The sequence below is a fragment of the Actinosynnema sp. NPDC050801 genome (genome assembly GCF_040673975.1).
Classification (GTDB): Bacteria; Actinomycetota; Actinomycetes; order Mycobacteriales; family Pseudonocardiaceae; genus Actinosynnema.
Map to the genome: position 1 here is coordinate 145,387 of NZ_JBFAQZ010000017.1, position 25,433 is coordinate 170,819.

A 25,433-nucleotide genomic window follows, 5' to 3' on the forward strand; every position below is an offset into this window, starting at 1 on the left:
TGTCGAAACGGCAGGTCGCGACTGCACCGTTGGATGCACTTGAGCGCAGCTCGATCCTGTTGTCCCACCTTGACTTCTCCCAATTTCCTCCCATCTTCCTCCCATAACGGGTCTGTGTCGACCGCAGCGGGCGTCGAACGCCTGTGCGCAAATCAAGTGGGCCGAAGTCCTGCCAACAACAAACATGGCCACAGCGCGACGACTCGCCCCGACCGATCAACAGGCACGAGGCTGCCGACGTTCAAGTCGCAGGTCAAAGCAGCTTTGCAGAGTATCGGCACCCCACACTCCGGTCAGCCGCCGTCGAATGCCACCCGGGCCGCTCCGGTCGTCGGGGCGGCAGCGGACAGGGTCGTGGACCCGAGCGTGCCCTCGAGTTGCTCCCATCGCGTGACCAGGTCCGACATCATCAGCATCAGCACGTCGGGGAAGGCGTGCAGGAAGCTCTGGTACCGGTAGTGGTCCAGGTAGAACAGGACCACGTCGTCACCGAGCGCCGTCACCGACGTGGTGCGGGCGTTGAAGAACAGGTCGTAGTGACCGAGCACGGCCCCGCGACCCATGGCCGCACGTTGGTAGATGCCGCCGAAGTCGACCTCGACCTCGCCGCCCGCGACGATGAACACCCCGTGCGCGGCGTCGTCCTCGCGGCAGACGACATCGCCCGCGGTGAACGGGATCTCGTCGAACATCGAGGCGAGCGTCTCCAACTCGGAGTCCGTCAACGAGGCGAACAGCCGCAGCCCGTGCGGGTCGACTCCCTCGCGCAGGCACGCCACCCGCTCGGCCAGATCACGCTCGTCGATGTGCGTCATCCGCATCCGCGCGAAGCGCAGCACGCGGTCGGTGTTGCGCGACTGGCGGCGGGAGGTCCCGGCGCTCGGCGGGGTGTAGAGGGTGGTGTCCCCGCTGATCCGCGCGGCTTCGCGCAGGCCGGACTCGTAGGCGCTGTGCACGCAGCCCCAGTGGTAGGGGTTGGTGCCCTCGCCGGCGAAGAACAGCCGATCGCCGACCGGCTCGGCCAGCGTGCCGATGTCCTTCGACGAGGAGCCGACACCGATGCAGGTGTACGAGCCTCGCGCGAAGGGGTCAGACGACCACGCGGTGCGCGAGATGCGCTCGGGCGCGGGCGCGTCGGCGCCGAACAGGTCCTCGACGATGGTTCCGGCGTAGGCGGCGACGTCCTCGTCGGACCAGGTCTCCGCCTCCCGGCCGAGCGAGGCACCCAGCAGCAGCACCAGGACCGGCTTGCCGTGGGACTTCCACATGCTGATGACGGCCGTGGGGTAGCGGTCGGTGTCGCGGCACAGGTAGCCGAAGACGTACTGGTCCCGCGGCCAGAACGGTTCGCGGTAGTGCAGGGCGATCTTGTTGAGGGTGCCGAAGCCCAACCGGGCGATCGCCGACCGCTTGGCCTCGGGCAGTGGCGGCTCGAAGCGCACCACCTCGGACTTCAGCACACCGAGCGGCACGGTCACCAGCACCCTGTCCGCGTCGAAGTCACCCCGGTCGGTCGTGACCCGCACCCGCCCGGTGGTGACCCGCACCCGCCCGGTGGTGGTGTCGATCCGCGTGACCACGTGGCCCAGCCTGACGTCCAGCCCTTCGGCGAAGGCGTCGACCACCGACTGGTAGCCCTGGTGCAGGACGCTGTCGCCGTAGCCGTAGACCAGGTAGCCGTCCTCCCAGAACTGCAGGGACAGCCTGTCGGGGTCCTCGGCGACGTCCTCGCGCAGGAGCACGTTGAGGTGGTAGCGGACTGCCTGCTCGTCCTCCGGCGACAGCCGGCGCTCGGCGAGGATCTGGCGCAGGGCCTCGCCGAGCGAGGTGTCCGGGTGCTGCCCCTTGCGCGCGATCGCGGCCCGCTGCTCGAGCTCGTGCAGCACGTCGTCGGCCAGTTGCAGGGTGCGGCTCTTGTGGCGGTGGTTGGCCAGGCGGTTGTCCGCGCCGAACAGGTCCAGGCTGTCGAAGCCCCCGGTGTAGGCGCTGTCGCCGCCCACGTAGCTGTAGGGGATGCCCAGGTCCTCGACCAGTTCGGTGATCGGGTTGCCGTCCGTGCCGTGGATCCAGTGCGCGCCGAGATCGACCCCGTGCTCGTCGGTCCAGATCCGCCCGCCGACGCGGTCACGTCCCTCCAGCACCACCACGTCATGGCCGAGTCCGCGCAGTGCCCGCGCGGCGGCCAACCCGGACATCCCCGCGCCCACGACGATGACGCTGGGCAAACCGTGCACGTCAGCATTTCGAGACATCGCATGATTCTCTGGCAGTCGACACAGGCGCTGACATACCCGGAACGAGTGTTTCGGTTGCCCCTTTTGAGTCGCCCCCGGAGGACTTGGCGAATTCTCAGTGGGCGTGTTCCCGTGAAGTGCGGGTTGCTCCGGTGTGGGATGCTGCGGCGACTGTGCCGGTGCCGTTGCTGACGGATCGTGTGCCTGTCCACAGCCCCGAATGAGCCGCGGTGACGCGGCCAGTCCCGGCTCTCGCGTGTTGCCGCGTCCAAGACGCTGACGGCACCGACCACACACTGCGGCGGCGAGCGGTGCGCCGCGGTGTGGATTGTCGTCACAGTTCGCAGTTGGCCTGGTTCTCGACGTTGGTGCAGGTGTCGAGACTCGTTTGGCGCCGAATTGCGCGCCGTGGTCGCTGTGGAACACCGACCCGGCCAGGCCGCCCCGTGTCCGCTCGGCCGCGTGCAGGGCGTCGAGGACGAGGTCGGGTCTGCACCCTCATCGACGTCCATCGCCGCGAACACCGCCTCGACCACCTTCTGATCCTGGATCCCAGCTCTCCCCGGTAGATCCCGCCGTCACCATCTCCGATCGAAGTGCCGCGAACACCCGGTCAGTGTTGCCGAGCAGAACCCGACCCGATATGCCGAGCATCTTTCGCTTTCGCTGGCACATCCCTCGAACGAGACCCGTTTTCTGCGGTTGACACACGGGGAGTAGTACCCCGGCATGATCCATCACCGGATCGTGTTCTGGCATGCCAAGCGCACGAGGAGTGAGCTGGTGATCACTCCCGAGTGATTGGTGGTCACGGTGGTCGATGCAGCCGCTTTCGAGGCACTGAAGTTCCAGGGCGACCCGCTCGCCGACGCGGTCGTCGCAGACCTGGTCACCACCGGTCGGGTCGACGTGGTCAACGAAGTGCTGGCCCACTTCCGCGCCAACGACCAGCCCATCCCCGAGCAGCTGCCCGACTCGGTGCGGGAGTTCCTGGTCGCGACCGACAACCCGCCAGCATGGGTGGACCAGGACCGGGTGGCGCGGGCCTACGAGTTCTTCGTCGACGACGGCGTGCACGTCGCCTCCGTGCTGACGTTCGGCGCGATGGTCAACTGCTACGCCCACGCCCGCGCGTCCCGGGCGCTCACCCTGACCCACGGCCTGAACCAGCCTCACCGGCGGCTGTCGGAGACCTCGCAGTTCGTGATGAACATGATGGGCCGTGACGCGTTCGGCTCGGGCGGGTCGTTCGTGCCCACCATCCAGAAGACGCGCCTGATCCACGCCGCGGTGCGCCACTTCCTCACCGAGTCCGGCCGGTGGGACGTCGAGGCGGACGGCGTGCCGGTGTGCCAGCAGGACATGGTCGGCGCCCTGCTCATCTTCTCCGTCCAGGTCATCGAGGGCATGCGCCGCATGGGCATCTCGGTCACCGAGCAGGAGGCCGAGGACTACTACTACGTGTGGCGCGCCGCGGGCGCCATGCTCGGCATCCCCGCCGAGGCCGTGCCGGAGTCCGTCCAGGAGGCCCGCGAGCTCAGCGCCGCGATGGTCGAGTCCGTCTACGGGCCGTCGTCCGAGGGCGTGGCGCTCACCCGACACCTGATCGACCTCTACGAGAAGCTCTTCCCCGGCAAGCTCTTCGACGGCATCGTCGCCGCCATGATCCGCCAGGTCGTCAACCCCGAGGTCGCCGACTGGATGGAAGTGCCCAAGTCCCGCGGCTGGAACGGCGTCGTGCGCGCCGGCACCCGCCTGGTCCGGGCACTGGAACGCGCCGAGGACAACAGCACCCTGGCCACCACCATCCTCGACCGCGCCGGCACCATCCTGCTCGGCGGCAGCGTCCGCAACCTCACCAACGGCCAGTCCACCACCCTCACCATCCCCAGCGACCTGCGCGAACGGTGGGAAGCCGAAGGCCGGTCCCCCGTCCCCACCACGACGGAACCAACCACCACACAGCGCTGACCGGCAAACCCGTCACGCATCACACGGCCACGGACCAGGCGGACTCCGGTCACTCCGGCGGGTCTGGTCGGACTCGGCCGCCGACCCACCGCGGAGGATCCCGGTCATGGCACACCCGGACGAGTTGACCGCTCTGGACCTGTACTCGGTGTGGACGACGGCGGAAGACCTGCGGGAGGCGTTCGACCCGTTCTCCTTCGAGCAGCGGATGGCCGCCTACCGGCTGATGATCGACAACACCAACCCCGCCAACAGGTTCGGCGCCGACAACCGGCACAACCCGTTGTGGGGGTTGATGTTCCAGCACCAGTGGCAGTTCCGCACCGGTCGGCTCGGCGCCACCACCCGGCGGGACGGGCGGATCGACCCGGACTCACCCTGGGGTTACGGCAACTACACGCTCAACGTCATCCCGTGGCTGGCGGCGGTGGACGTCGGGGTGGCGCCGGACCTGCGCATCGCCGACCCGCCGACCAGCTCCCGGTTCCGGTACGTGGTCGGCGGCGTCGTGCCGGAGGAGCTCGTCGCGGCGGTGGCCGACTGGCGCGCCTACTTCGCCCTGCTGGGCGCGAGCGGGCCGGCGGACCCGGAACCGGCGCGCTTGGCGCTGTGGAAGGCGCACAAGACGTGCCTGGACGTGGTGGTCGGCGTGCTCGGCGCAGTCGACACCACCCCCTGGCCAGACCTGGAGGTCACGTTCCTGCGCGGCTGGTGCCGGATGGTCGACTACCTGTGGGCGGCTGCCTGGCCGACCGACTTCGCGTTCATGACCGCGCACGGCCTCGACGTGCTGCCCGAAACGCTGCTCGCCACGCCCGGGGACTTGGACGCGCTGCCTGCCAAGGCCCGCGGCAACGTCGTCAACGTCCTGCGCCTCGCGACCACCCCGAAGTGGCGCTACGACCTCAACCTGGTGCTGTGGAAACGGATCATGCGCACCCGCGAGGCCCGCGACCAGGTGCTGTCCCTGCTCGACGCGGTGTTCAACCCACGGCCGGACAACACCGCCGAGCGCCGCAAGCTGCTCCGCTACCTGCTGCGCCCCTGACCGGGGACCGGCCTTACCGGAGCTTGGAGGAAGTCCCGCCCCGCGATCGGCGCGAATAGTGCCCGCACATACGCATGTGCCCGCCGACGCGGTTCCGCCCGCAGGAATCGCTCCACCACCCACTCGAATGACCCTGTGCCTGCCGATATCCTCATCCATGCAGGTAGAGGACGCACAGCGCCCGAGGTCTCGAGGCGCTCAGGGTCACGGCTGCCATCCTGTGCCGCTCGAAAAGTCATCGTCGCTGGTAGAGCAAGGCCGCCACAGTGTTGGGACCATGTACGGGTGATCATGTCCCTGCTGTACAAAGTGACCCGGAAGCTGTTGTCCGTCCCGGCGGTGCTTCTCCGCAGCGAGGCGGCCAAGGATGCCGAACTGCTCGTGCTGCGGCACGAGAACGCGGTCCTTCGCCGCCAACTGACGGGCCCGGTCCGCTACGAGCCCACGGACCGGTTATGGTTCGCCGCCCTGTCCGAGCTGCTCGATCGTCGCCGATGGCGGGAAGTCTTCCCGATCACGCCCGGCACCCTGCTCGCCTGGCACCGCAAACTCGTGGCCCGCAAGTGGAACTACAGCGCGCGGCGACGCATCGGGCGCCCACCGACCCGGACGGCGATCAAGACGCTCGTACTGCGGCTCGCCAGCGAGAACCCACGATGGGGACACCGCCGGATCCATGGCGAGTTGGCCCGCCTCGGCCACCACATCGCCCACTCGACCGTCTGGCGGATCCTGCACGACGCCGGCATCGACCCGGCACCCCGCCGCACCGGCCCCACCTGGCGGCAGTTCCTCACCGCCCAAGCCCAGGGCATCATCGCAGCGGACTTCCTCCACCTCGACACCATGCTCGGCACACGCCTCTACGCACTGGCGTTCCTCGAACACGGCACCAGACGCCTGCACATCACCGGCGTCACCGCCCACCCGACACAGGCATGGACCACACAGCAGGCCAGAAACCTCACCGCCGACCTCGGACACCGGACGGAGTCCCTGCGCTTCCTGCTCCGCGACCGCGACGGCAAGTACAGCCAGACGTTCGACACCGTCTTCCAGGCCGACGACCTGCACGTAATCAAGAGCGCACCGCAGGCACCCCGGATGAACGCCCACTGCGAACGAGTCATCGGCACCCTCCGACGCGAACTCCTCGACCACATCCTCATCACGGGAGAAACCCACGCACGACAGGTCCTCAAGACCTACGAAGACCACTACAACCGACACCGCCCCCACCAAGCCCGCGATCAACTACCACCCGAGACCCAGCAGCACCCTGCCGCAGAACACGACCTCGACACCCACAGAGTGCTCCGCACCCGCATCCTCGGCGGCCTCATCAACGAATACAGACATGCCGCTTGACCAGTAGCGATGACTTTTCGAGCGGCACAGGGTACATGTCGACTTCGCCTTCGCGATGGTCGCGCAGGCATGTCATAAGTGAAGGGAGTTGCTCCATGAAAGCGGACAAATCGTACGCGATATCGAGTGGCCACTCGTCACTTCCGAAACCGCCGATATGGAAGCTGCCTCCGGAGTCCGAGAGTGCGCTACATGCCTCCATCACCAGAGTCTCGCAATCGTCACCCAGTTCCTGGCTCGCCGGAGCGGGCTCTTCGCCGCCAGAAGGCCGAGCCGGAAGGAATGACACCGTAAAACCCATCTATCTGACCTCCTAGTTCGGGCCAACAATGGGGAACGCCGTTTATGCAGCCCATTTTGGCCCGGGACGATCGTAGCCGCCCAGGCCTGGACGATACTGCCGTCGCGTTCTTTTCCTTACTGGTCCACATTTCGCCCATCCCACGCATAAGGTTCCGCTTCAGGATGCGTCAATTGGACAACCCGCCGCACCCGGCTTCCGCCGCGCGAGCCGGCTGACCCATCCTGTCGCCAGTGCAATCGCATACTCTGCGATACCTATCTGTATGGCTGGCGCCGGTTAGCAAGACAAATTCGCTGCGATGACGATCTCCCCGCCGAACGACCGGGCGGAAATCACATGGCCGCTGAAATTGATGTCGATTCTCATCACCGTGTCGACTTCATCCGTCGAAGCAACGGCCGAAACTACCTCCAATCCGTCTGCGGGAATGTCCGACAGGAGGGACTTGGAGGAGTATTCCTCAGGTGGCCAGAAGTAATCTGGTATCGACGAGTCGGATCTGTGTTCGATGATCAACGACCAATCGCTCCACACGTTACAGAACAGCGACGACCCGTTCACGAGGACGACCTGCAGCGCCACGGCCTCGCCCTCGCCGTCAACGATCTTCGAAATCGCTCGCACTCTGGAGCCATTGATGATCTGGGGGTCCACCCCCTTCGGTCGGAAATCCATCTCAAACCTCTCCATGGCCGGCTACGTCACATTCATCCTCCGCGACCGCGTCCCGCTTAGCAGTCGCACTGCTGTTTCGCTGCCCTGTCCCACCAGCCGTTGCCTCGCGGGGCGAGCGGGAACATGGTGACGAATGAACCGTCACTCTTGGTGAGGAGCAGGTCGTTGCCGCTACGGTAGAACCAGTAGTCGTTGCCGCCACCAGCCTGGGGGTTCCACGGCCCTTGCCTGACTTCATCATGCGCGCTCCGGACTTCGTGGATCCGATTCTCGAACCACTTCCGCGCAGCTGGGTCACTGGGGTCGAGACCGTAATCCTTCGAATGGGTCTTCCACTTCTTCCCGAACTGCTTGCCGCCGACACCGGTCAGTCCCGGGCCGCAGTTGTGTACCAGTACCGGCGTGTTCCCGGCCAGTACATAGTACGTGTGGACCGACTGGACTGTCAGGTTGTAGGTACGCATCTCGGCCCTGAAGTGCCGGACGGCGGCGATGGATGCCCGACCGTTACCTGGGGTGGCGAGCAGGGTGTTCGTTTCGAGGTCGGAGGCATCCACCCACAGGCCGGTCGTCGCGTTGTAAAACGGGTGGTGCGCCGTCGCCTTGACGGTCTTCGGGCCGTCGGGGGTGCTGATGGTCAGATCGACGTAGTCCTTGTCGGCGTCGGTGACGATGACGACCAACACGTCGTGCTGCTCGGTCTGCTTGCTCTCCGGTTCGCTGTTGGCGACTTTGTCGCCGACCTTGATCTGGTCGATGCGCTTGGTCGAGCCGTCCGCCATCAGGACCAGCGTGTCGCCGGTGAAGCTGTTCGGGCACATAGCTTTGGATCCACCCGGCAGCTGCTTCAGCGCCTTGTAGGAAGCGACCGAGCCGAGGATGCCTTCGCCAAGGCTGCCGTACACACCGTAGTTGTGGGCGATTACGTCGCTCCACATCTCGCGCTCGCAGTCCTTGACCCGGGAACAGGCTTTGTCGAGTTGGCTGAGCAGTTCGGCTTCGTCGAGTTCGCCGTAGAGCGCGCGACTGTTGTGATCCTCGCCCAGCAACTGTTTGATGATCTGGCGGCGCAGTTGCGCACCGTACTTGGCGCTGTGCTTGCCCAGTGAGTAGTTGCCGATGTAATATTCTTCGGTTTCGTAGTTGTAGGCGGTGCTGAAGCCGCCACCCCAGTCCGTGCCCCAGTTGTCTGGGTTTTCCATGTTGTCGGGGTCGGCACCGACGTTGTCGTAGTTGGGTGCGCTGCAGCCGTCTCCGTCGGGACCGCAGTTGGCGATGAGGCCGGTGGGGTCGCTGAAGGTGGTGGGGTTGTTGTCGGCGTAGGCGTAGCCGGTCCACTGCTGGGCGTTCTCGAGGTCGAGGATGGGGTCGACGCTGATGAAGCGGCCGGTGGTGGGGTCGTATTTGCGGGCGCCGATGTCGGTGAGGCCGGTGGTGTCGCTGACGGGTTTGTTCAGGAAGCCGTGGCGGTCAGGCCACGGGAGGCCTGCGGTCGGGTTCAGTTGGTTGCCGTAGGGGTCCATGGTGCGGCGGCTGACGGCGAAGCCGACGGATTCGACCGCGAGGGACGTGGTGTTGTGCAGGTCGGAGACGAGGTAGGTGGGGTTGGTGTTGCCGACGCGCAGGGCGATGGCGACGCCGTTGTGGGTGTAGTAGCGGGTGCCGACGATGGTGCCGGTGGTGTTATCGCGGGTCAGTTCTTGGCCCGCGAGGTAGAGGGTGGTCTTGCCGGGGTCGCGGCGGATGAGTTGGTTGCCGTCGGCGTCGTAGACGTACTTGGTGGGCCCGTTCGGTGAGGTGACTGTGTCGAGGCGGTTTTCGCGGTCCCAGTCGAGGGTGTGGTCACCGGTGGGCAGGGTGCGGCGAGTGGTGTTGCCGGACGGGTCGTAGCCGTAGGTCGACAGCGTCTGACCGGACGGTCCGGTGGTGGTGGCGCTGGTGAGTGCGTGGGGCCGGGGGCTGCCGCTGGTGGGGTAGGTGTAGGTCGTGGTGGTGTCGCCTGTGGAGCCGGGTAGGGCGTGCTGGGTCTGGGTGGTGCGCAGGCCGCCGGGTTCGAATGCCCATGATGTCCAGTAGGGGGTGGGTCCGCCGACGTTGGCGCTGCCTGGCGTGGTGGATGGTGCGGCGGCGCAGTCGTCGGTGGCGGTCCAGGCGTTGTCCAGGCGGCGCAGTGGGTCGTAGGAGTAGCACTGGGTGCGGACGGGGGCGCCGCGGCCCGTGGTGCCTTGGGTGTTGACGGTCTTGGTGACGTTGCCCGCGGGGTCGTAGGTGTAGCGGGTGTCGTCGATCTGCGGGTCGGCTTGTTGCGCGGACAGGTTGGTCTGGGTGAGGCGCCGGGTCTGCGCGTCGTAGTCGTAGGTGAGCTTGGCGGTGTTGTTCGACGGGCCGAGGGTGAACTGGCGGGATTCGCCGTAGGGCGTGTAGACGGACGCGGTGACGTAGGCGTTGTAACCCGCGGTCGTGACGGGTTTGCCGTACTTGTTGTAGGTGGTGCCGATGACCTCGCCGGGGAGGCCACCCCTGTTGGCGGTGGGGGGTTGGACGGCTGTCGGCAGGCCGGTGGTCGTGTAGCCGAAGGTCGTGGTGTACAGGGCGTTGAGCCCTGTTTCGGCCGCCGGGATCTGGACGATGGTCTTGCCGACCCAACCGGCGCCGGTGTAGGCGCTGACGCCGGAGATGTAGTTGCCCTCGGGTGTGTGCCGGGTGGAGTACCAGGGCAGGCCTACGCCGTTCTGGGCGCCGTCGTACAGCCAGGACGCCAGGAGGGTCCCGTTGGTCGAGTCGGCGTGTTGGGCGGTCTTGCGTCCGAGTTCGTCGTACTTGTAGGCCAGCGTCTTGCCGCGGGCGTCGGTCGTGGTGAGGATCTGCCCGGCGAGGTCGTAGGTGGTGGTCGAGGTGCCGGTGTCGGGGTCGGTCTGGCTTGTCTTGCGGCCGAGCAGGTCGTAGGTGAAGGTCCACTGGTTGCCGACGGAATCGGTGAGTTTCTTCGTCTGTCCGAGCGGTGTGTATTCCGTGGTGTCGGTCTGGTGGGTGCCACCGGATACGACATCGCCGTTGACCACGGGCAGTGCGGTGTACTTGTGGTTCTCGGTCGCGCGGCCTCGTGCGTCGCTGACGACGGTGGTCGTGACACCACCCTGGGGTGGGATGACCGTGACGCGGTCGCCGCCGTGCACGGTCTTGGTGGTCCACGTCGAGGTGACGCCCTTGTAGGCCGTTTCTAGCACCGGGCGGCCGGCTCCGTCGTAGTCGGTGGCCGAGCGGTTGTCGACCGACTTGGGGTCGACGGAGATCAGGTTGGTGCCCGGGGCACCGGTGGCGATGTAGCCGCCGTTGGTGTGCCGGACCCGGCCGTGCGAGTCGTGGAACAGGTCCGTGACGACGCGTCCGCCGTCGAGTGCGTCGGTCTGGGACTGCCGAAGCCGGCCGAAGGCGTCGAACAAGTCGATCTTGGCGACGTAGTTGGTGCCGGTCCGGTAGTCCACGAAGGTCTTGCTGGCGACCGCCAGCGGGCCATCTGTGCGGAGCACGTAGTCGTAGGTCGTCGTGGCGGGGTCGAAGCCCTTGCTCTGGCCGGGTTTCCAGACGGCGGTCAGCCGGCCCAACGGGTCGTAGGTGGCGTCGGTGCGCCGTGATCCGACATCGAGGCTGACCACGGGGTTGCCACGTGCGGGATCGAGCTCGACCGTGCTGGTCTGGTTCTTGGCGTTGGTGGTGACTGTCTTGGTGAGGATGCCGCCATCGGTGGGCGTGTAGACCGTGCGGGTGGCGCGGCCGATGGCGTCGGTCACCTCGGTGGACCGGCCGGCGGCGTCGAACTCCGCCGTCCCGGTGGTCTCATAGGTCAGCTGGTCGTTGTTGTTGACCGTCGCGGCGTCGACTCGGGTCGCGCTGCCGGACGTGACCTCGGCGAGTGCGGTCGACTCGTCGTAGTAGGTGCGGGTGGAGCCCAGGATGGAGCTCTGCGGCGTTCCTTCGGTCGGGCAGGCCTGTTGGGAGACGGTGGTTTCGGCGACGCGGTCACGCACCCAGGTGGTGGTGTTGTCGGCGTATGTGGTCGTTGTGCACAGGTCGGGCACCTCGTCGCCGGACTCGGTCTTGGCGATCAGCCTTCCGAGCGCGTCGTAGCGGTGTTCGTTCGTCACCTTCCGGGTGCCGCCCGCGGCGAGGTGGGTCAGGGTTCTGCCGCGTGACACGCCGACGACCTCGGCGGTCAGCGCGGGCAGGTTCGGCCGTTGTCGGGTGGCGGTGGCGCCGAGGATCTGTGGTTCGGTGATGGAGGTGGAGATGCGGTTCCCGCCTTCGCCGTTGAAGACCTCCTGCTCGTGGGTCATGTCGGCGAACTGGCGGTGGTCGGTGATCTCCTCGGTGAGCGAGTTGGCCACCTTGGCCGGTCGGAGGGCGTTGCCGGGCATGGTGTCGCCGTCCATGCCGCGGAAGTAGGTGGTGCGGGTCAGCGTCTGCTTGTCGTGGACGCCGTCGACGGTGTGGTTCGGGTCTCCGGTGCGTTGCTCGACCTGGCCGTAGCCGCGGAACTGGCCATAGGTGCGGTGTTCGGGCTTGACGATCTCGCTGTCGTCGTAGTGCCAGGCCGGTGCGCCGAGGTAGGTGTAGGCGGTGACCTGCGTCGGGGAGATCCCGTTACGGTCCTGGACTTCGACGCGGTCGACGACGTACTTGTGGAAGTAGTCCAGGGTCGGATTCTCGTTGAACGGCAGTGTCCAGTAGACCGGGTAGCAGCGGCGGTTGTTGTTCGCCAGGTCGGTCGGGACGTCGGTCGCGCCGCAGTCGGGCCGGCTGTAGAACACGTTGATCGACGTGCCGGTCTCGGTGGCGATGTTGGTGACCCGCCAGTGCACGAGCCCGGGCATGCTGTTGTAGCCCTGCACGCGGTTGTCGAACACCTGGCCGGTGAAGGTGACCGGCGGGACGGTCAGGGACGTGCCGTCCTTGGCGAAGCCGGTGCGGGTGATCGACTGGAGCCAGAGTTCCTTGTTCGCGATGTCCTTGAACTCGTGGCCGAGCTGGTAGCGGTCGACCGTGACCGGTCCGGTTCCCTGGTTGTACTGCGTGGTGATCGTGGTAAGTCGTTTGGTCGACCAGAAGGACGGCGAGTGGTTGTTGCACACCGCGCCCGGCTTGCACTGCTGGTCCTGCGGGGTGTCCGGCCAGCGCCTGGCGTTGTCGGCGGTGAACTTGGCCGGGTCGCAGTCGAAACCGACGTCCGGCAGGCAGCGCTCCGCGACGTCGAACACGACCTGATTGGGTGCTGCGGCACCGTAGATGCTGCCGTCGACGGTGCGTAGGCCGTAGTCGACGCGCTTGAGCGTCCCGCCGCGGATGTAGGAGACGCCCGCCGTTGCCTTGTTCGCGCCGTAGTGGTTGGTTTCCGGCGTGTAGTAGTACGAGGTAACGTTGCCGTGGGTGTCCTCGACGAAGTCGAGGTTCCACCGCCAGGCCTGCGCGCAGGACGACTGCGCGAAACCGCCGGGGTTGTAGCAGGGGTCGCCGTTGCGGGGACCGTAGACCGGGACGGTCCAGGCGGAGTTCGTCTGCTCCTGGTCGGTGTGACCGGGTCCGCGGTTGCGGCCGAAGTAGTAGCTGACACCGGCGGTGTTGGTGACCTTCCAGTGCTCGCCGTTGTGCACGCCGTTGACCGCGCCGGTGACCAGCTCGATCCGGGCACCGCCGTCGGTGGAGGCGCGCCAGGTTCCGGTGGCGTCGTCGCGCACGAGCTCGGTGGACTTGCCGTCCAGCACCATCGTGACGATCTGGCCCGCCCAGCACAGGTCACCGGTCTGCTGCGGCTGGGGGAGCGTCTTGTCCTGGGCGCAGCTGCGGTAGGTGCGTTCGATGGCGCCCGGTGAGTAGTCCCAGCCTTGGCCGATCCAGGAGGACTGGTTGTTGGTCGCCAGCGTGCGGCCGTCGACGCCGGCGGAGCTGTAGGACAGCGCGACCTTCGGAGCGACTGCGGAGCCCGACGAGGAGTGCGGCAGGACGAGGGGGTAGGTCCAGTTGAAACCGCCCGCACTTCCGGACACCGACCAACTGCCGGAGGGTGCCAGGGTGCTGGCTGCGAAGGTGCCGTTGGCGCCGCTGCTGTCCGCGGTCGCGGCGAACACCATCGGCTCGGCCACGGCGGTACGGGTGGTGACAGTGCGCGCCTGCGGGTCGTTACTCGACTTCAGGGCGGTCTGGGTTTGGCACTCGGCCGCGTCGGGGGTGGTGAGCGCGCAGTCGGGTAGACGCACGATCTTGAGGCGGGAGCCGAAGTCCGCGCCGGCGGCGTTGGTGAAGTCGGAGTAGTCCAGCCCGACCGACACGTCCGCTTCAGGCGCACCGTCTTGCGGCGTGACGGTGAACAGCACGCCGGTGACGCCGGCGCGTTGCGTGTCCTCCTGGCCGTGTACTTCGACGGTGAAGGAGTGGTCGTGCTGTTCCGAGGTCAGCGTCACGGGCAGGTCGCCCGCAGGTTGGGCCGACGCCCCTGCGGTGACGGTGGCCTTGCCTGGCTGCGGCCAGGACGCGTCGCGTAGACCGGTGTCGGCCGGTTGGGCGTTCGCGGGTTGCGCTGCCAGCGGGAAGTCGGTGTGCGGGATCGGTTGTTCCTGGGCCAGCCGGGGTGCCCAGTCCGTTGGGCCGCTGTCGGCGGTGAGGCCGACGACGAGCGACGCGGTCATCATCGTGGCGACCAACAGTGCCAGTGACCGTCTGGACCGGGTCGCGCCCTTGTGTTGCGGGCGCGCGGAATCTCCACCGAGCATGTCTCAAGCCCCCCTGAGAACAAGGCCGTGATCGGCCCAGGCTGGGGAACCATAGCCACGGATTGTGTGCTCGGAAAGACTTTCCCCGCGATCACGCTGCGGATGCATCCGATCGGCGCAGCGTTACATGCACTGCTGTGTCGTTCGTCTCAGATCGATGTCTTTTCGCAGGTAGACCGTGCCCGATAGGGTCCGGCGGCCAGTCGCGATCGGCTGTGCTTCGAGCGTCCGGGGGGACACGTGTTTCGCAGACCGTCCAGCTTCGCCGCGCCCAGACGGCGCGCAGTGATCACACTCTTGACAGCGAGCGCGGTGCTCTGCGGCCTGGCCACACCCGCATTCGCGTCTCCCGCACCCACCGAACAGCCGTCGTCCGCCCAGCCGATGGTCGACAGTTCGGCGGAACTGCACACGCCCGCCGAATCCACAGCGTTGACGGAGGCACAGCGCACGGGGCAGCCGGTGGCGGTGGTGGACGAGTACACCGAGACCAGTGAGGTGTTGGCGAATCCGGACGGCACCTTCACCATGCGGACGCACGTCCAGCCGGTGCGGGTGAAGCGTGACGGTGCATGGCGGGACGTCGACAGCACGCTCACCCGGACCTCCGACGGAGGGCTTGCTCCTGTGGCGAGCCCGGTCGGGGTCACGTTCTCCGGTGGCGGTACGGCACCGCTGGTGACGATGCGGGACGGGGACAAGCAGTTCGCCCTGAACTGGCCGTCCCCACTGCCCGCGCCGGTGGTGGACGGTTCGACCGCCACCTACCCCGGCGTGTTCCCGGGCGTCGATCTGCAACTGACCGCGAGCGCCGCGGGCTACTCCGAGGTCCTGGTCGTGAGGGATGCCCAGGCCGCCGCCAACCCTGATTTGTCCACAGTGGAACTGACGGCCACGACGACCGGTCTCGATGTGCGCAGCGACGGGCACGATGTGCTCAGCGCTGTGGACGCCGAGGGTCGGGTGGTGTTCCAGGGTTCGACGCCGATCATGTGGGACTCCAGCAGTGACGCCAAGGTGGGCCCGGCGCCGACGGCCACGGATCCGGGCAGTGGCAGGGTGTCCAAGCTGGACGTGACGGCCGAGACGGTCGCGACCGACCCCGCCAGCCGGTCCAGCACGGTCGATCTGACGGTCACGCCGGACGCCGCGGCGCTCACGGGCGGGGACGTGGAGTACCCGGTGTACATCGACCCGGTGATGTCGCGCTACCACGACGCGTGGGCCGAGGTCACGAGCAACGGCTGGTACTACTGGAACGCCAACATGGACGCCCAGGTCGGCTTCTGCGACAACTGGGCCGGCTGCAACGGCAGCTGGACGGCCCGCTCGTTCTTCCGTTTCACCAGCACCGACCTGCAGCAGCGCAACGGCACGAAGGCCCAGGTCTTCGCGGCCTACCTCTACGCCACGCAGGTGCACGGGACGTCGTGCAGCGTGGAGTACCCGGTGGCGGTCTACCAGGTCGACCCGATCAGCTCGGCGACCCGCTGGCCCGGCCCCAACGGATTCGCCCTCGACACCCGCTCGTCCAAGGCCGGTGTCGGCTGTGACAGCGCCGGTGCGGTGCGGTTCGACGTGTACGGCACGGCGGTCGGCGCGGTGGACAACAACTGGTCCGAGGTCAACTTCGGCCTGCGCTCACCGGACGAGACGAACCGGATGCAGTGGAAGAAGTTCGCCAACAACCCGCACCTGGACGTGGTCTTCGCCTTCCCCCCGAACGTCCCCCACAGCCTCGCGGTCGGCAACGCGGTCACCTGCGACAACCGGATCGTCACCCCGGACGCGTACCCCATGCTGTACGCGTCGGCCTCCGACAACAACAACCCGCCGCTGAACATCGGCCTGTTCTACGAGATCTGGAACAGCACCGGCACCACGCTCAAGGCCAGCATGAACTCGCCGGTCGTCATCGCCTCGGGCAGCCAGGGGTCATGGAACAGCACCGTCAACCTCGGCAACGGAGACTGGGCCTACCGCGTCGCGGCGTGGAACCAGTTCCCCGGTGACTCCTCCCTGAACCGGGGTGCCAGCGGATATTCGAGCTGGTTGTGGTTCACCACACGAGCGGTGCCGATCGGCCAACGGCCCACGATCACCAGCACCGATTACCCCGCCGACTACTGGGGGCGTCCGCAGAACCAGCCGGGCAGGTTCACGTTCAACGCCAGTGGAGCGCCGCACATCGCCGGGTTCACCTACACCTTCTCCGGCGCGGGCACCGAACGCGTGCCGACGACCACCGACTGCGACTACAACCAGACCTTCGGCACCACCGGCGGATGGGTGGCCAACAACGGGGGCACCGCACGGATCACCGTGCCGCCGACGTTGAGCCCTGGCTACCACACCCTGCACGTGCGCAGCTTCGACGACGCCCACAAACTGTCCCCCGAATCCGAGGCCTACACCTTCTACGTCGCACCGTCGTACGTCGCACCGGCTCCGACCACGCGGATCGAGGCCGAGTCGCTGACCCCGACCGGTAGCGGCGTGACCACGACGGTGGTCAACGACGCGGCGGCATCGGGCGGTAAGTACCGTGCCGCGACCACCACTACCGACGGCGCGACACTCACCGTTCCGTTCACCGCACCCACGGCCGGCTACTACAACGTCGACGCCGGTCTGATCGACAACGCTGCCGTGCCGGACGCCGCGGTGTTCACGTTGGACGGCAAGCTGGTCGCCAACGCTTTCCAGGGCGGCACCGGGGCGTCGACCACCACGCTGGACAAACAGCTCGCCGGGGTACACCTGACCGCGGGCGCGCACCAGCTCGACATCAAGATCGTCAAGAAGACCGGATCGACCGCCACCGCGTTCAAGGTCGGTCTCGACTACCTGGAGCTGTCGCCGACGGTCAAGCTCGACGCCGAGGCCATGCCCCTGATCTCCAGCGACAAGCCGCTCGTGCACATGGGCGACTGCTGCGGCGGTCTGGTGTTCAACAGCGGCGCCCAGATGCGCTTCGAAGGCGACGACGTCGGTCAGGAACTCAGCCTCGAGGTCACCGTGCCCATCGAGGCGGACTATGCCGTCGGTGCGGGTATCACCAAGGCGTTCCACTACGGCAACTACAGCGTCAGCATCGACGACACCGTCATCGGCCAGACCGACACCACACCCGTGGACGGCTACGACCCCGGCGCCGTCACCCGCTACACCGGCCTCGGCGGCACCCACCTGACCGCCGGGAAACACACCATCACGTTCCGCACCATCAGCACCCACCCCGACTCCACCCAACTGAGGTACCGCATCGCGTTGGACTACCTCACGTTCCAGCCGGTCAACAACGTGACCGCGGTCGACTTCACGGCAGCGATGAACAACAAGGGCATCGGCAACGACGGCACCACCGCAGCCGACGTCAACTTCATCGGCAACGGGCTCTCCGCCCAGACCTTGACCGCCGCCGGTCTCGCACCGGGCCGGACCGCCGTCGTCGGCGGCGCCCCGTTCACCATGCCGCTGCCCAACCCGACCACCGGCAACGACAACATCGTCGCCGTCGGCCAGACCATCCCCTTCCCCACCGCCCACCAGGTCAAAGCGAGCGCGGTCGGACTGCTGGCCGTCAGCACCTGCGGAGGCAGCCCCGCACGCCACGGCACCATCACCTACACCGACGGCACCACCTCGAACCCGCAGTTTCCCTCCGTGAACAGCTGGATCGACCTGCCCTGGGACCCGACCGGCATCACCCTGCCCCACCGACTCACCGGCCCGAACCCCGACAAGACCCTGCAACCGGTCATTTACCCGATCTTCGCGCCCGCCGACCCCACCAAGACCGTCAAGTCGCTCACGCTGCCGAACTACGGCTCGTCGCTGCTGCCCAACACCTGCGCACCCGCGCTGCACGTGCTGTCCATCGCACCCCGACCGGTCCACACCGGCTGGGTCGGCGCCTGGGCCGCACCCTCCGACGCCGCCGTCGTCCCACCGGGCGGACACGGCTTCGCCGACAAGACACTGCGCACCGTGCTGCGCCCCACCGTCACCGGCGGCCAGACCAGGGTGACACTGTCCAACGCACTGGCCACCACACCCGTCACCATCGACGCCGCCGCCATCGCCGCCCAGATCGGCACCGACTCCGCCACCGGCCCCAGCACCCCACTGCGCTTCGCCGGCGCCACCACCGTCACCCTCCCCGCAGGCGGCGAGGCGCTCAGCGACCCCGTCGCGTTCCCCACCAGCGGCAACGGCAACCTCGTCGTCAGCATCCACCTGCCCACCGCCACCACCCAGGCACCCATGCACGGCCACCCCACCGCACCGACCTACCTCGCCCCAGGCAACACGGTCGCCAACACCACCGGCACACCGTTCACCACGACCCTGCCCGGCAGCCACTACATCACCGGTGTCGACGTCTCCACCACCGACCCCGGCGCCGGCACCGTCGTCGTCCTCGGCGACCAGCTGTCGGCCACCGCACCGCCCGGCAGCACCCAACGCGACACCTGGGTCGACGAACTGCCCGCCACACTCGCCGCCAACGGCACCACCCTGCCCGGCGGCCTGATCAACGCCAGCCGCGCCGGCATCCCCGACACCGCCCGCTGGCGACTCACCGACGGCACCGGCACCACCGCCCGCGACTCCACCGGCAACGCCCACGCCACCGCACACGGCGGCGTCACCTGGAGCACCGACCACAACGGCTCCGCCGTCCTCAACGGCACCGGCCACTTCCAGACCGCCGAAAAAGTCCTCGACACCACCAAAAACCTCAGCGTCTCCACCTGGATCAAGATCACATCCCACGACACCGACCACACCGCCGTCAGCCAGGACGGCAACACCACCAGCGCCCTCCAACTCCACTACAGCACCACCGCCCAACGCTGGTCCTTCACCACCCGCTCCGCCGACTCCGCCAACCCCACCACCTGGCAGGTCCTGTCCAAGAACAAACCCGCACTCAACACCTGGACCTACCTCACCGCCACCTACGACGCACACAGCCACATGGCAAGGCTCTACGTCGACGGAGCCCTACAAACGTCCACTGCCAACGTCGCACCGTTCGCCGCCAATGGCCCACTCGCCCTCGGACGCGCCCGCCACGCCAACAACGACACCGCCCACCTCCACGGCTCCATCGCCGACGTCCGCGTCCAACAGTGGACCATCACCCAGAACGACATCGTCTTCGCCTACAACCAACGCGACTTCGGCACCTACCCCGACACCGGCGCCATCGGAGCGGGCAACGCCCGCACCGACCTCCACCGCACCGCACTCAACGCACCCAACACCCGCACCGTCCTCATCGCCACAGGAGCCAACAGCCTCCTCCGCGGCGCCACCGCCACCGACGTCCGCACCGGCCTCACCGCACTCACCAGCGTCAACAGCCCGGAAGGCCTCAAACGCCACCCACGCCCGGACGGCACACCGATCCACGTCATCCTCACCACCGTGCCACCGCTGGGCCTGGACGCCAACGACCCACGAGAAGCACAACGCCGTCAGCTCAACCAGGACATCATGGCCAACTTCCACGTGTACGAAGCCGACTACGCGGTCGACTTCGACGAAGCCGTCCGCGACCCCTCCAACCCGAACCGCATCGCCCCGCAATACCTCACCAACGGCGTCCCCAACGAGGCCTACCACCACAAGATCGCCCAACACCTCGCCGACGCCATCAACACCTTCCCCCCACGAGCAGAACTCTGACCGACCCCTGGCGTGGGGCAGAACCACCTGCCCCACGCCACGGCACGACTGCGCCCGGACCGCCGAGCACGAACGCCTCGCCACGCTGCCGGCACGGACGTTCTAGTCGTCGGCGGCCGGGATGGTCCGCCACAGCGCCGTAAACGCCGTGACCGCCGGGATCGCGGGCCACCTGATGGCGGTGGCTCATGCCGCCATGGCTTTGATCACCAGCGCACCAGCCCTGCGCACGAACTGCGAGTACGGGCTCAACCTCGTCACGATGCAGGACAACTACGCGCTCGGTCCGGACTCGCCCAGGCCTGACTGCCCCACGTGCGGCCAGACGGCCTGACCCGGGGCCCGGGGCAAGGGGGCGTCTCCCGCGTCCCCTTCGTCCTGGGCGCGACCTCGTTCGCCTCACGAGCGAGCCCGGCCCAGCGCCTCCGGCAAGCTACAACTGGTGATCATCCAGTCAGCCTGGCCGGTACCTACATACAAGTCGGAACCTCAGCCGTACTAAGCATTGAACTGGTTCGCTGCGGAGCTTGGCGTGGAGGAAGGACCGATGCCGCCTAGCCATGCAGGTGAACCTGTGCGACCGATCGGGCGATGTGTGTACTGGTTCGGGAATGAAGGCAGTCGGTTGTGCGGTACAACCGACTTCGCCAGCAGACCCGACAGGACGCCCTGGAGGGCGGAGACGGTGGATTCCGGTCAGGCCGTACACCGCACGATCGTCGTAGTGGACGTGGAGGGGTTCGGTGATCCGCGTCGGACGCTGCCTCACCAGATCGGCACCCGGGCGGGTCTATACCGGGTGATGGCCGACGCGCTGCGTGCGGCCGGGGTGGCGTGGGTGGATTGCTATCACGAGGACCGCGGCGACAGCGTGTTCGTGCTCATACCTCCCGAGTTCGCCAAGGCGCCGTTGGTGGAGGTACTACCGGGGGTGTTAGCGGAAGCCTTACGGCAACACAACGACACCAGCCCAGTCCCGCAGTACACCCGGCTGCGGCTGGCGGTGCACGCCGGCGAGGTGGTCTTCGACGGCCACGGCGTCACCTCGACTGCGGTGACGACGGCCTTCCGGCTACTGAACGCACCGCCGGTCAAGGAAGCACTCGCGGGCTCGCCGGCTCTGGTCGCGCTGGTCGTGTCGCGCTGGATTTTCGACGAGGTCGTCCGCCACTCCGCCGTGCTCGACCCGGCCACTTTCCGACCGGTGGCGGTGGAGGTAAAGGAGGTCCGTGACACCGCCTGGGTCGCCCTGCCCGACCATCCCTACCCTGCCGACTCGGCCGTGCTCGATCGTCCGGCGAACCCGGTCGCATCCGGCGGCAGTGGCGTGATGCCCCGGCAACTACCCGGGGCGCCGGCGCTGTTCGTCGGGCGTGAGGAGTACTTGGCCGTCCTGGACCGCGCCTTGATACCCGCCGACGGCGCCCCTGGGACGGACAGGGCGGTGGTGGTCTCCGCGCTGGGCGGAGCCGGAGGAATTGGCAAGACCTGGCTGGCGCTGCATTGGGCCCATCGCCACGCCGATCAGTTCCCCGACGGGCAGCTGTTTGTCGATCTGCGCGGCTTCAGTCCCGACAGCCCGCCTCTCGACCCGGCGGTGGCGGTACGCGGCTTCCTCGACGCGCTCGGCGTCGACCCCGACCGCCTACCGGTCGGCCTCGACACCCAAACAGCGCTGTACCGCAGCCTGATCGCCGGACGGCGAATGCTGATCGTGCTGGACAACGCCGCCACCGCCGACCAAGTCATCCCGCTGCTGCCCGGTACTCCCACCTGTATGGCCTTGATCACCGGTCGCAGCAGTCTCGCCTCGCTGATCGAGCGGCACGGTGCCCGCCACCTGCAACTGGACATCCTGTCTCGAGAAGAAGCCCGTGCCCTACTGGCCGAACGCCTAGGAGAGGCCCGAGTGGCCACCGAAATCGAGGCGACGGACGAACTGATCCGGTTGTGCGGGCGTTATCCGCTGGCGCTGTCGATCATCGCCCGCCAAGCCTCCACCCATCCGACTGTCCCGCTGGCCGAGTTCGCCACAGAACTTCGCGAGCTGGGCTTGGAGATACTCGACCACGACACCGATCCCTCCGCCAGTCTTCCCAGCGTGCTGTCCTGGTCCCTTCGTCATCTGACACCCGAACAGCGGCAGGCGTTCATGCTGCTGGGCATAACCCCTGGCCCTGACACCGGCATGTCCGCCGCCGCCTGCCTCATCGGGATGTCGGCGGCACGAACGCGCCAAGTGCTGCGCGTCCTCGAAGACACCTCTTTGATCGACCGGCGCCCGCATGGCCGCTACGCCATGCACGACCTCATCCGCTCCTACGCCACCACTCTTGCCCAAGACCTACCCCAACCAGTCCGGCGGGCCGCGCTGGAGCGGGTGGTCGACTTCTATCTCCACACCGCGGACGCCGCCGCCCGACTCGTGGATCCCCACACCGCCTTGACCCCGTTGGGGCCACCCGCACCCGACGTGCGCCCACACCCACTGCCCGACCAGCAAGCCGCACTGGCCTGGCTCGATGCCGATCACCCCCACCTACTCGCCGCCCAGCACACCGCCGCTGCACAGCACCAGCACCACACCGCCTGGTGCCTGGCGTGGATCCTGACCGACTTCCACCGACGACGGGGACACCTGCATGACGACGTGGCGGCGTGGCGGGCCGCGCTGGACTCGGCCGGCCATCTGTCCGACCCCAGCATCCTCATCCGCACCCATCGACACCTCGGCGCCGCCCAGGCCCGGCTAGTCCGACACGACGAGGCTATTCGGCACCTGCACCAAGCACTCGCTCTGGCCAAGCAGCACCACGACACCACCCAGGAAGCACACACCCACCACGAGCTCGCACAGGCGTGGGAACAGCGCGGCGACGACCGCACGGCCCTCGAACACACCCGAAGCGCTCTGAACCTCTACCGCGTTCTAGACAACCCGGTATGGGAAGCATCGACGCTCAACATGGTGGGATGGTTCGCCGCCCGCCTGGACGACTACGAAACCGCTCGCGAACACTGCCAAGCCGCCCTGGCTCTGCACCGCCGCCACCGAAACCCCGACGGCGAGGCCGATACCCTGGACAGCCTTGGCTACATCGAGCACCACACAGGTAACCACCGGCAGGCCGTCCACCACTACCGCCAAGCCCTCGACCTGGACCGCGCTCTCGGTCACACCTACCAGACTGCCAATACCCTCGACAGCCTCGGTCATCCCTACAGCGCCCTCGGCGAGCACGAGCAGGCCCGCGCAGTGTGGAGGGAAGCGCTGGAACTGTATCGGGAACAAGGCCGCGACACCGACGCCCAACGCGTACAACGGCAACTCGACGCTTTCGACCAGGAACTGTAGAACGAGTGGATCTGCCGCTGTTTAACTGATCAACTTCTTGGTCTGGTCGACGCTGCGTGCCCTGCGCCTTGATCATGGTCGAGGTTGCCGCCTGAACTGCACGGACGACATTTTCGGCAAGCACAACGTCCTCCGGCACTTCCACCAACTCGCCGACGCCGCCGGACTGCCGCGTCGGAGTGGTGGACCAGGCCGGGGCCTGCGGGACGGCCGGCGTGGTCGCGGGTCCACAAGGCTATCTCCAGCGCGTCGAGCACCGGGCCGGTCCGCATCCGGGTGTCGGCCTTCCAGCCCACGATCCGGCGGGAGAACACGTCGATCACGAACGCGACATAGACGGTGCCCGACCGGGTGGCCACATAGGTGAAGTCGGCCACCCACAAGGCATTCGGTCGTTCTGCGGTGAACCTCCGATTGACCAGGTCACCCGCGCGCACGCCGTCCGCGGCGGGAACGGTGGTGCGCCTGGCCCCTGCCGCGCGTGGCGCCGGTGATGCCCAACTTGCGCATCGACCGCTCGACCGTGCACCTGGCCACACCGATCTCCTTGCGGCACAACGCCTGCCATACCTTCCGCGCCCCGTAGACCTCGTAGTTGTCCTTCCACACGTTCGTGATCTCGACCGACAGCCGCTCGTCACGGCGAGCCCGCGCCGACGGCGGACGCGACTTGGCCGCGTAGTAGGTGCTCAGGGCGATCGCGACTCCCGCCTGACGCAGGACGGCGCAGATCGGCTCGACCCCGAATCGCTCCCTGTACTCGTCGATGTAGGCGGTCACCTGGTGTGTGGGCGGTCGAGCTCCGCCGCGAAGAAGCTGGCCGCGGACTTCAGGATCTCGTTGGCCCGCTTCAATTCCGCGTTCTCGCGCCGCAACCGCTTGAGTTCCGCCGCCTAGTCCGTCGTGGTCCCCGGACGTTGTCCGCCATCGACCTCGGCCTGCCGCACCCAGTTGCGCAGCGTCTCACCGGAAACCCCGAACTTCTCCGCGATCGAGCAGATCGCCGCCCACTCCGACCGGTACTCGTCACGGTGCTCCCGAATCAGACGTACCGCGCCCTCCCGCACCTCGACCGGGTGCCGTGAAGGTCGTGCTATGACTCCATCCTCTCAAGGAATGGAACCTCCACCACAACCGGAGCGCTTCAGATCGCCTCGTGGCTGATCCGCATGGACTCATCATCGGGGAAGTCGAGCCTGACGCGGTGGCTGATCTGTTGCGGGCTCCAGGCCGTCGCCCAGTGCCGATCTGCTCGGTGGGGCTTCATCTTGCGCCCTTTCCACCCGGCTGCGCCCGGCCCTGCCACGACCGTGCCGTCAGCGCCGCGCAGAGTGCCGTCCAGACGCTCCTGGACGTACTCGCGCAGCCGGTCGTTGGTGACGAGCCTGGAGACCTTCGGGCGCTTGGCGGCCTGCTGTGCCTTCCACTGGGCGACCGTCGCGCGGTAGTCCTGCCGCCCACCGCGCGTGGCGGCGTTACGGCGCAGTTCACGGGAGATCGTCCCCGGGTCTCGCTGCAGAGAGCGGGCGATCCGGCGCACCCCGGCGCCCTTCGCACGCAGGATCGCGATCTCCTCACGCTCCTCGAACGTCAGGTAGCGGCCCGCAGGCTCAGCCAGCGAGATCGGCGGCATGCCGCCAGCGTGACGAAACCAGCGGATACCCACCGGCCACGACACGCCGACCGCCAACGATGCCTCCACCGTCGTGACCCCCGTGGCGATCAGCCGCCAGAACTGGCGTTGCACCACCCGTGACGGGTCCGGCCGGCCAGGCGAGCGCATCGCCGGCCGAAGTGCCCGATCAGCACGCCACTGCCGACGCAAGCCCTCGGGAACATCACCGGTCTTCTTACTCCAGTCCGCCGTCACCACGTCGCACACCTCCGAGATCAGGGTGTTGCGACGACCAGTTGAATCCACCTTGACTGCCCGCGTCCGAGTGGTGAATCAACCCTGCCGCGATCGGGTGACCCGTGTGCCCGCGGGCCCACAACGCCATCTCCAACGCGTCGAGCA

At 67.4% G+C, this 25,433-nt stretch carries 9 protein-coding genes, 2 pseudogenes and 1 other annotated feature; of the genes and pseudogenes, 6 read left to right on the top strand and 5 right to left on the bottom strand.

What is annotated here, in order from left to right:
* Window positions 1-293 precede the first annotated feature (293 nt).
* Window positions 294-2,252 (bottom strand): FAD-dependent oxidoreductase, encoded by a 1,959-nt coding sequence (locus AB0K14_RS30605; protein ID WP_360456456.1) that lies wholly within the window; start codon window positions 2,250-2,252, stop codon window positions 294-296.
* 795 nt (window positions 2,253-3,047) lie between these two features.
* Between AB0K14_RS30605 and AB0K14_RS30610 the strand changes: the two genes are divergently transcribed.
* From AB0K14_RS30610 to AB0K14_RS30620, 3 genes are all read left to right on the top strand, one after another.
* Window positions 3,048-4,205: an oxygenase MpaB family protein gene (locus tag AB0K14_RS30610; protein ID WP_360456459.1), complete on the top strand. Its 1,158-nt coding sequence runs from the start codon at window positions 3,048-3,050 to the stop codon at window positions 4,203-4,205.
* A 106-nt stretch (window positions 4,206-4,311) separates the two neighbouring features.
* Complete coding sequence (locus AB0K14_RS30615) at window positions 4,312-5,253, top strand: Leg1-related protein (protein WP_360456462.1); 942 nt, start codon at window positions 4,312-4,314, stop codon at window positions 5,251-5,253.
* A 291-nt stretch (window positions 5,254-5,544) separates the two neighbouring features.
* Window positions 5,545-6,621, top strand: a complete 1,077-nt coding sequence (locus AB0K14_RS30620; RefSeq protein ID WP_360456489.1) for an integrase core domain-containing protein — start codon at window positions 5,545-5,547, stop codon at window positions 6,619-6,621.
* Window positions 6,622-7,201: 580 nt separating this feature from the next.
* Here AB0K14_RS30620 and AB0K14_RS30625 read toward each other — a convergent pair.
* Both AB0K14_RS30625 and AB0K14_RS30630 read right to left on the bottom strand, forming a co-directional pair.
* Window positions 7,202-7,600 (bottom strand): hypothetical protein, encoded by a 399-nt coding sequence (locus AB0K14_RS30625; protein WP_360456465.1) that lies wholly within the window; start codon window positions 7,598-7,600, stop codon window positions 7,202-7,204.
* 56 nt (window positions 7,601-7,656) lie between these two features.
* Entirely contained in the window at window positions 7,657-14,283 is a 6,627-nt protein-coding gene (locus AB0K14_RS30630; protein WP_360456468.1) for a polymorphic toxin-type HINT domain-containing protein, read from the bottom strand.
* A 465-nt stretch (window positions 14,284-14,748) separates the two neighbouring features.
* On the opposite strand from AB0K14_RS30630, the gene AB0K14_RS30635 reads away from it, so the two are divergent.
* The 3 genes from AB0K14_RS30635 to AB0K14_RS30645 all read left to right on the top strand — a co-directional run bounded on the left by AB0K14_RS30635 (window position 14,749) and on the right by AB0K14_RS30645 (window position 23,416).
* Window positions 14,749-20,061: a LamG-like jellyroll fold domain-containing protein gene (locus AB0K14_RS30635; RefSeq protein ID WP_360456471.1), complete on the top strand. Its 5,313-nt coding sequence runs from the start codon at window positions 14,749-14,751 to the stop codon at window positions 20,059-20,061.
* A gap of 148 nt (window positions 20,062-20,209) precedes the next feature.
* On the top strand, window positions 20,210-20,395 hold the full coding sequence (locus tag AB0K14_RS30640; protein WP_360456474.1) for a hypothetical protein: 186 nt from the start codon (window positions 20,210-20,212) through the stop codon (window positions 20,393-20,395).
* Between the two features lie 390 nt (window positions 20,396-20,785).
* Window positions 20,786-23,416: a tetratricopeptide repeat protein gene (locus AB0K14_RS30645; RefSeq protein ID WP_360456477.1), complete on the top strand. Its 2,631-nt coding sequence runs from the start codon at window positions 20,786-20,788 to the stop codon at window positions 23,414-23,416.
* Between the two features lie 173 nt (window positions 23,417-23,589).
* Here the strand turns inward: AB0K14_RS30645 and AB0K14_RS30650 are convergent.
* A pseudogene (locus tag AB0K14_RS30650) lies at window positions 23,590-24,513 on the bottom strand (IS3 family transposase); the annotation flags it as partial.
* Window positions 24,107-24,234: a sequence feature (AL1L pseudoknot), on the bottom strand. It overlaps the preceding pseudogene by 128 nt.
* A gap of 50 nt (window positions 24,514-24,563) precedes the next feature.
* A pseudogene (locus tag AB0K14_RS30655) lies at window positions 24,564-25,049 on the bottom strand (helix-turn-helix domain-containing protein); the annotation flags it as partial.
* Window positions 25,050-25,433 lie beyond the last annotated feature (384 nt).

Coding starts and splice junctions, on each gene's coding strand:
- AB0K14_RS30605 (WP_360456456.1), bottom strand. CDS start 2,252: ATGTCTCGAAATGCTGACGTGCACGGTTTGCCCAGCGTCATCGTCGTG.
- AB0K14_RS30615 (WP_360456462.1), top strand. CDS start 4,312: ATGGCACACCCGGACGAGTTGACCGCTCTGGACCTGTACTCGGTGTGG.
- AB0K14_RS30620 (WP_360456489.1), top strand. CDS start 5,545: ATGTCCCTGCTGTACAAAGTGACCCGGAAGCTGTTGTCCGTCCCGGCG.
- AB0K14_RS30625 (WP_360456465.1), bottom strand. CDS start 7,600: ATGGATTTCCGACCGAAGGGGGTGGACCCCCAGATCATCAATGGCTCC.
- AB0K14_RS30630 (WP_360456468.1), bottom strand. CDS start 14,283: ATGATGACCGCGTCGCTCGTCGTCGGCCTCACCGCCGACAGCGGCCCA.
- AB0K14_RS30635 (WP_360456471.1), top strand. CDS start 14,749: ATGGTCGACAGTTCGGCGGAACTGCACACGCCCGCCGAATCCACAGCG.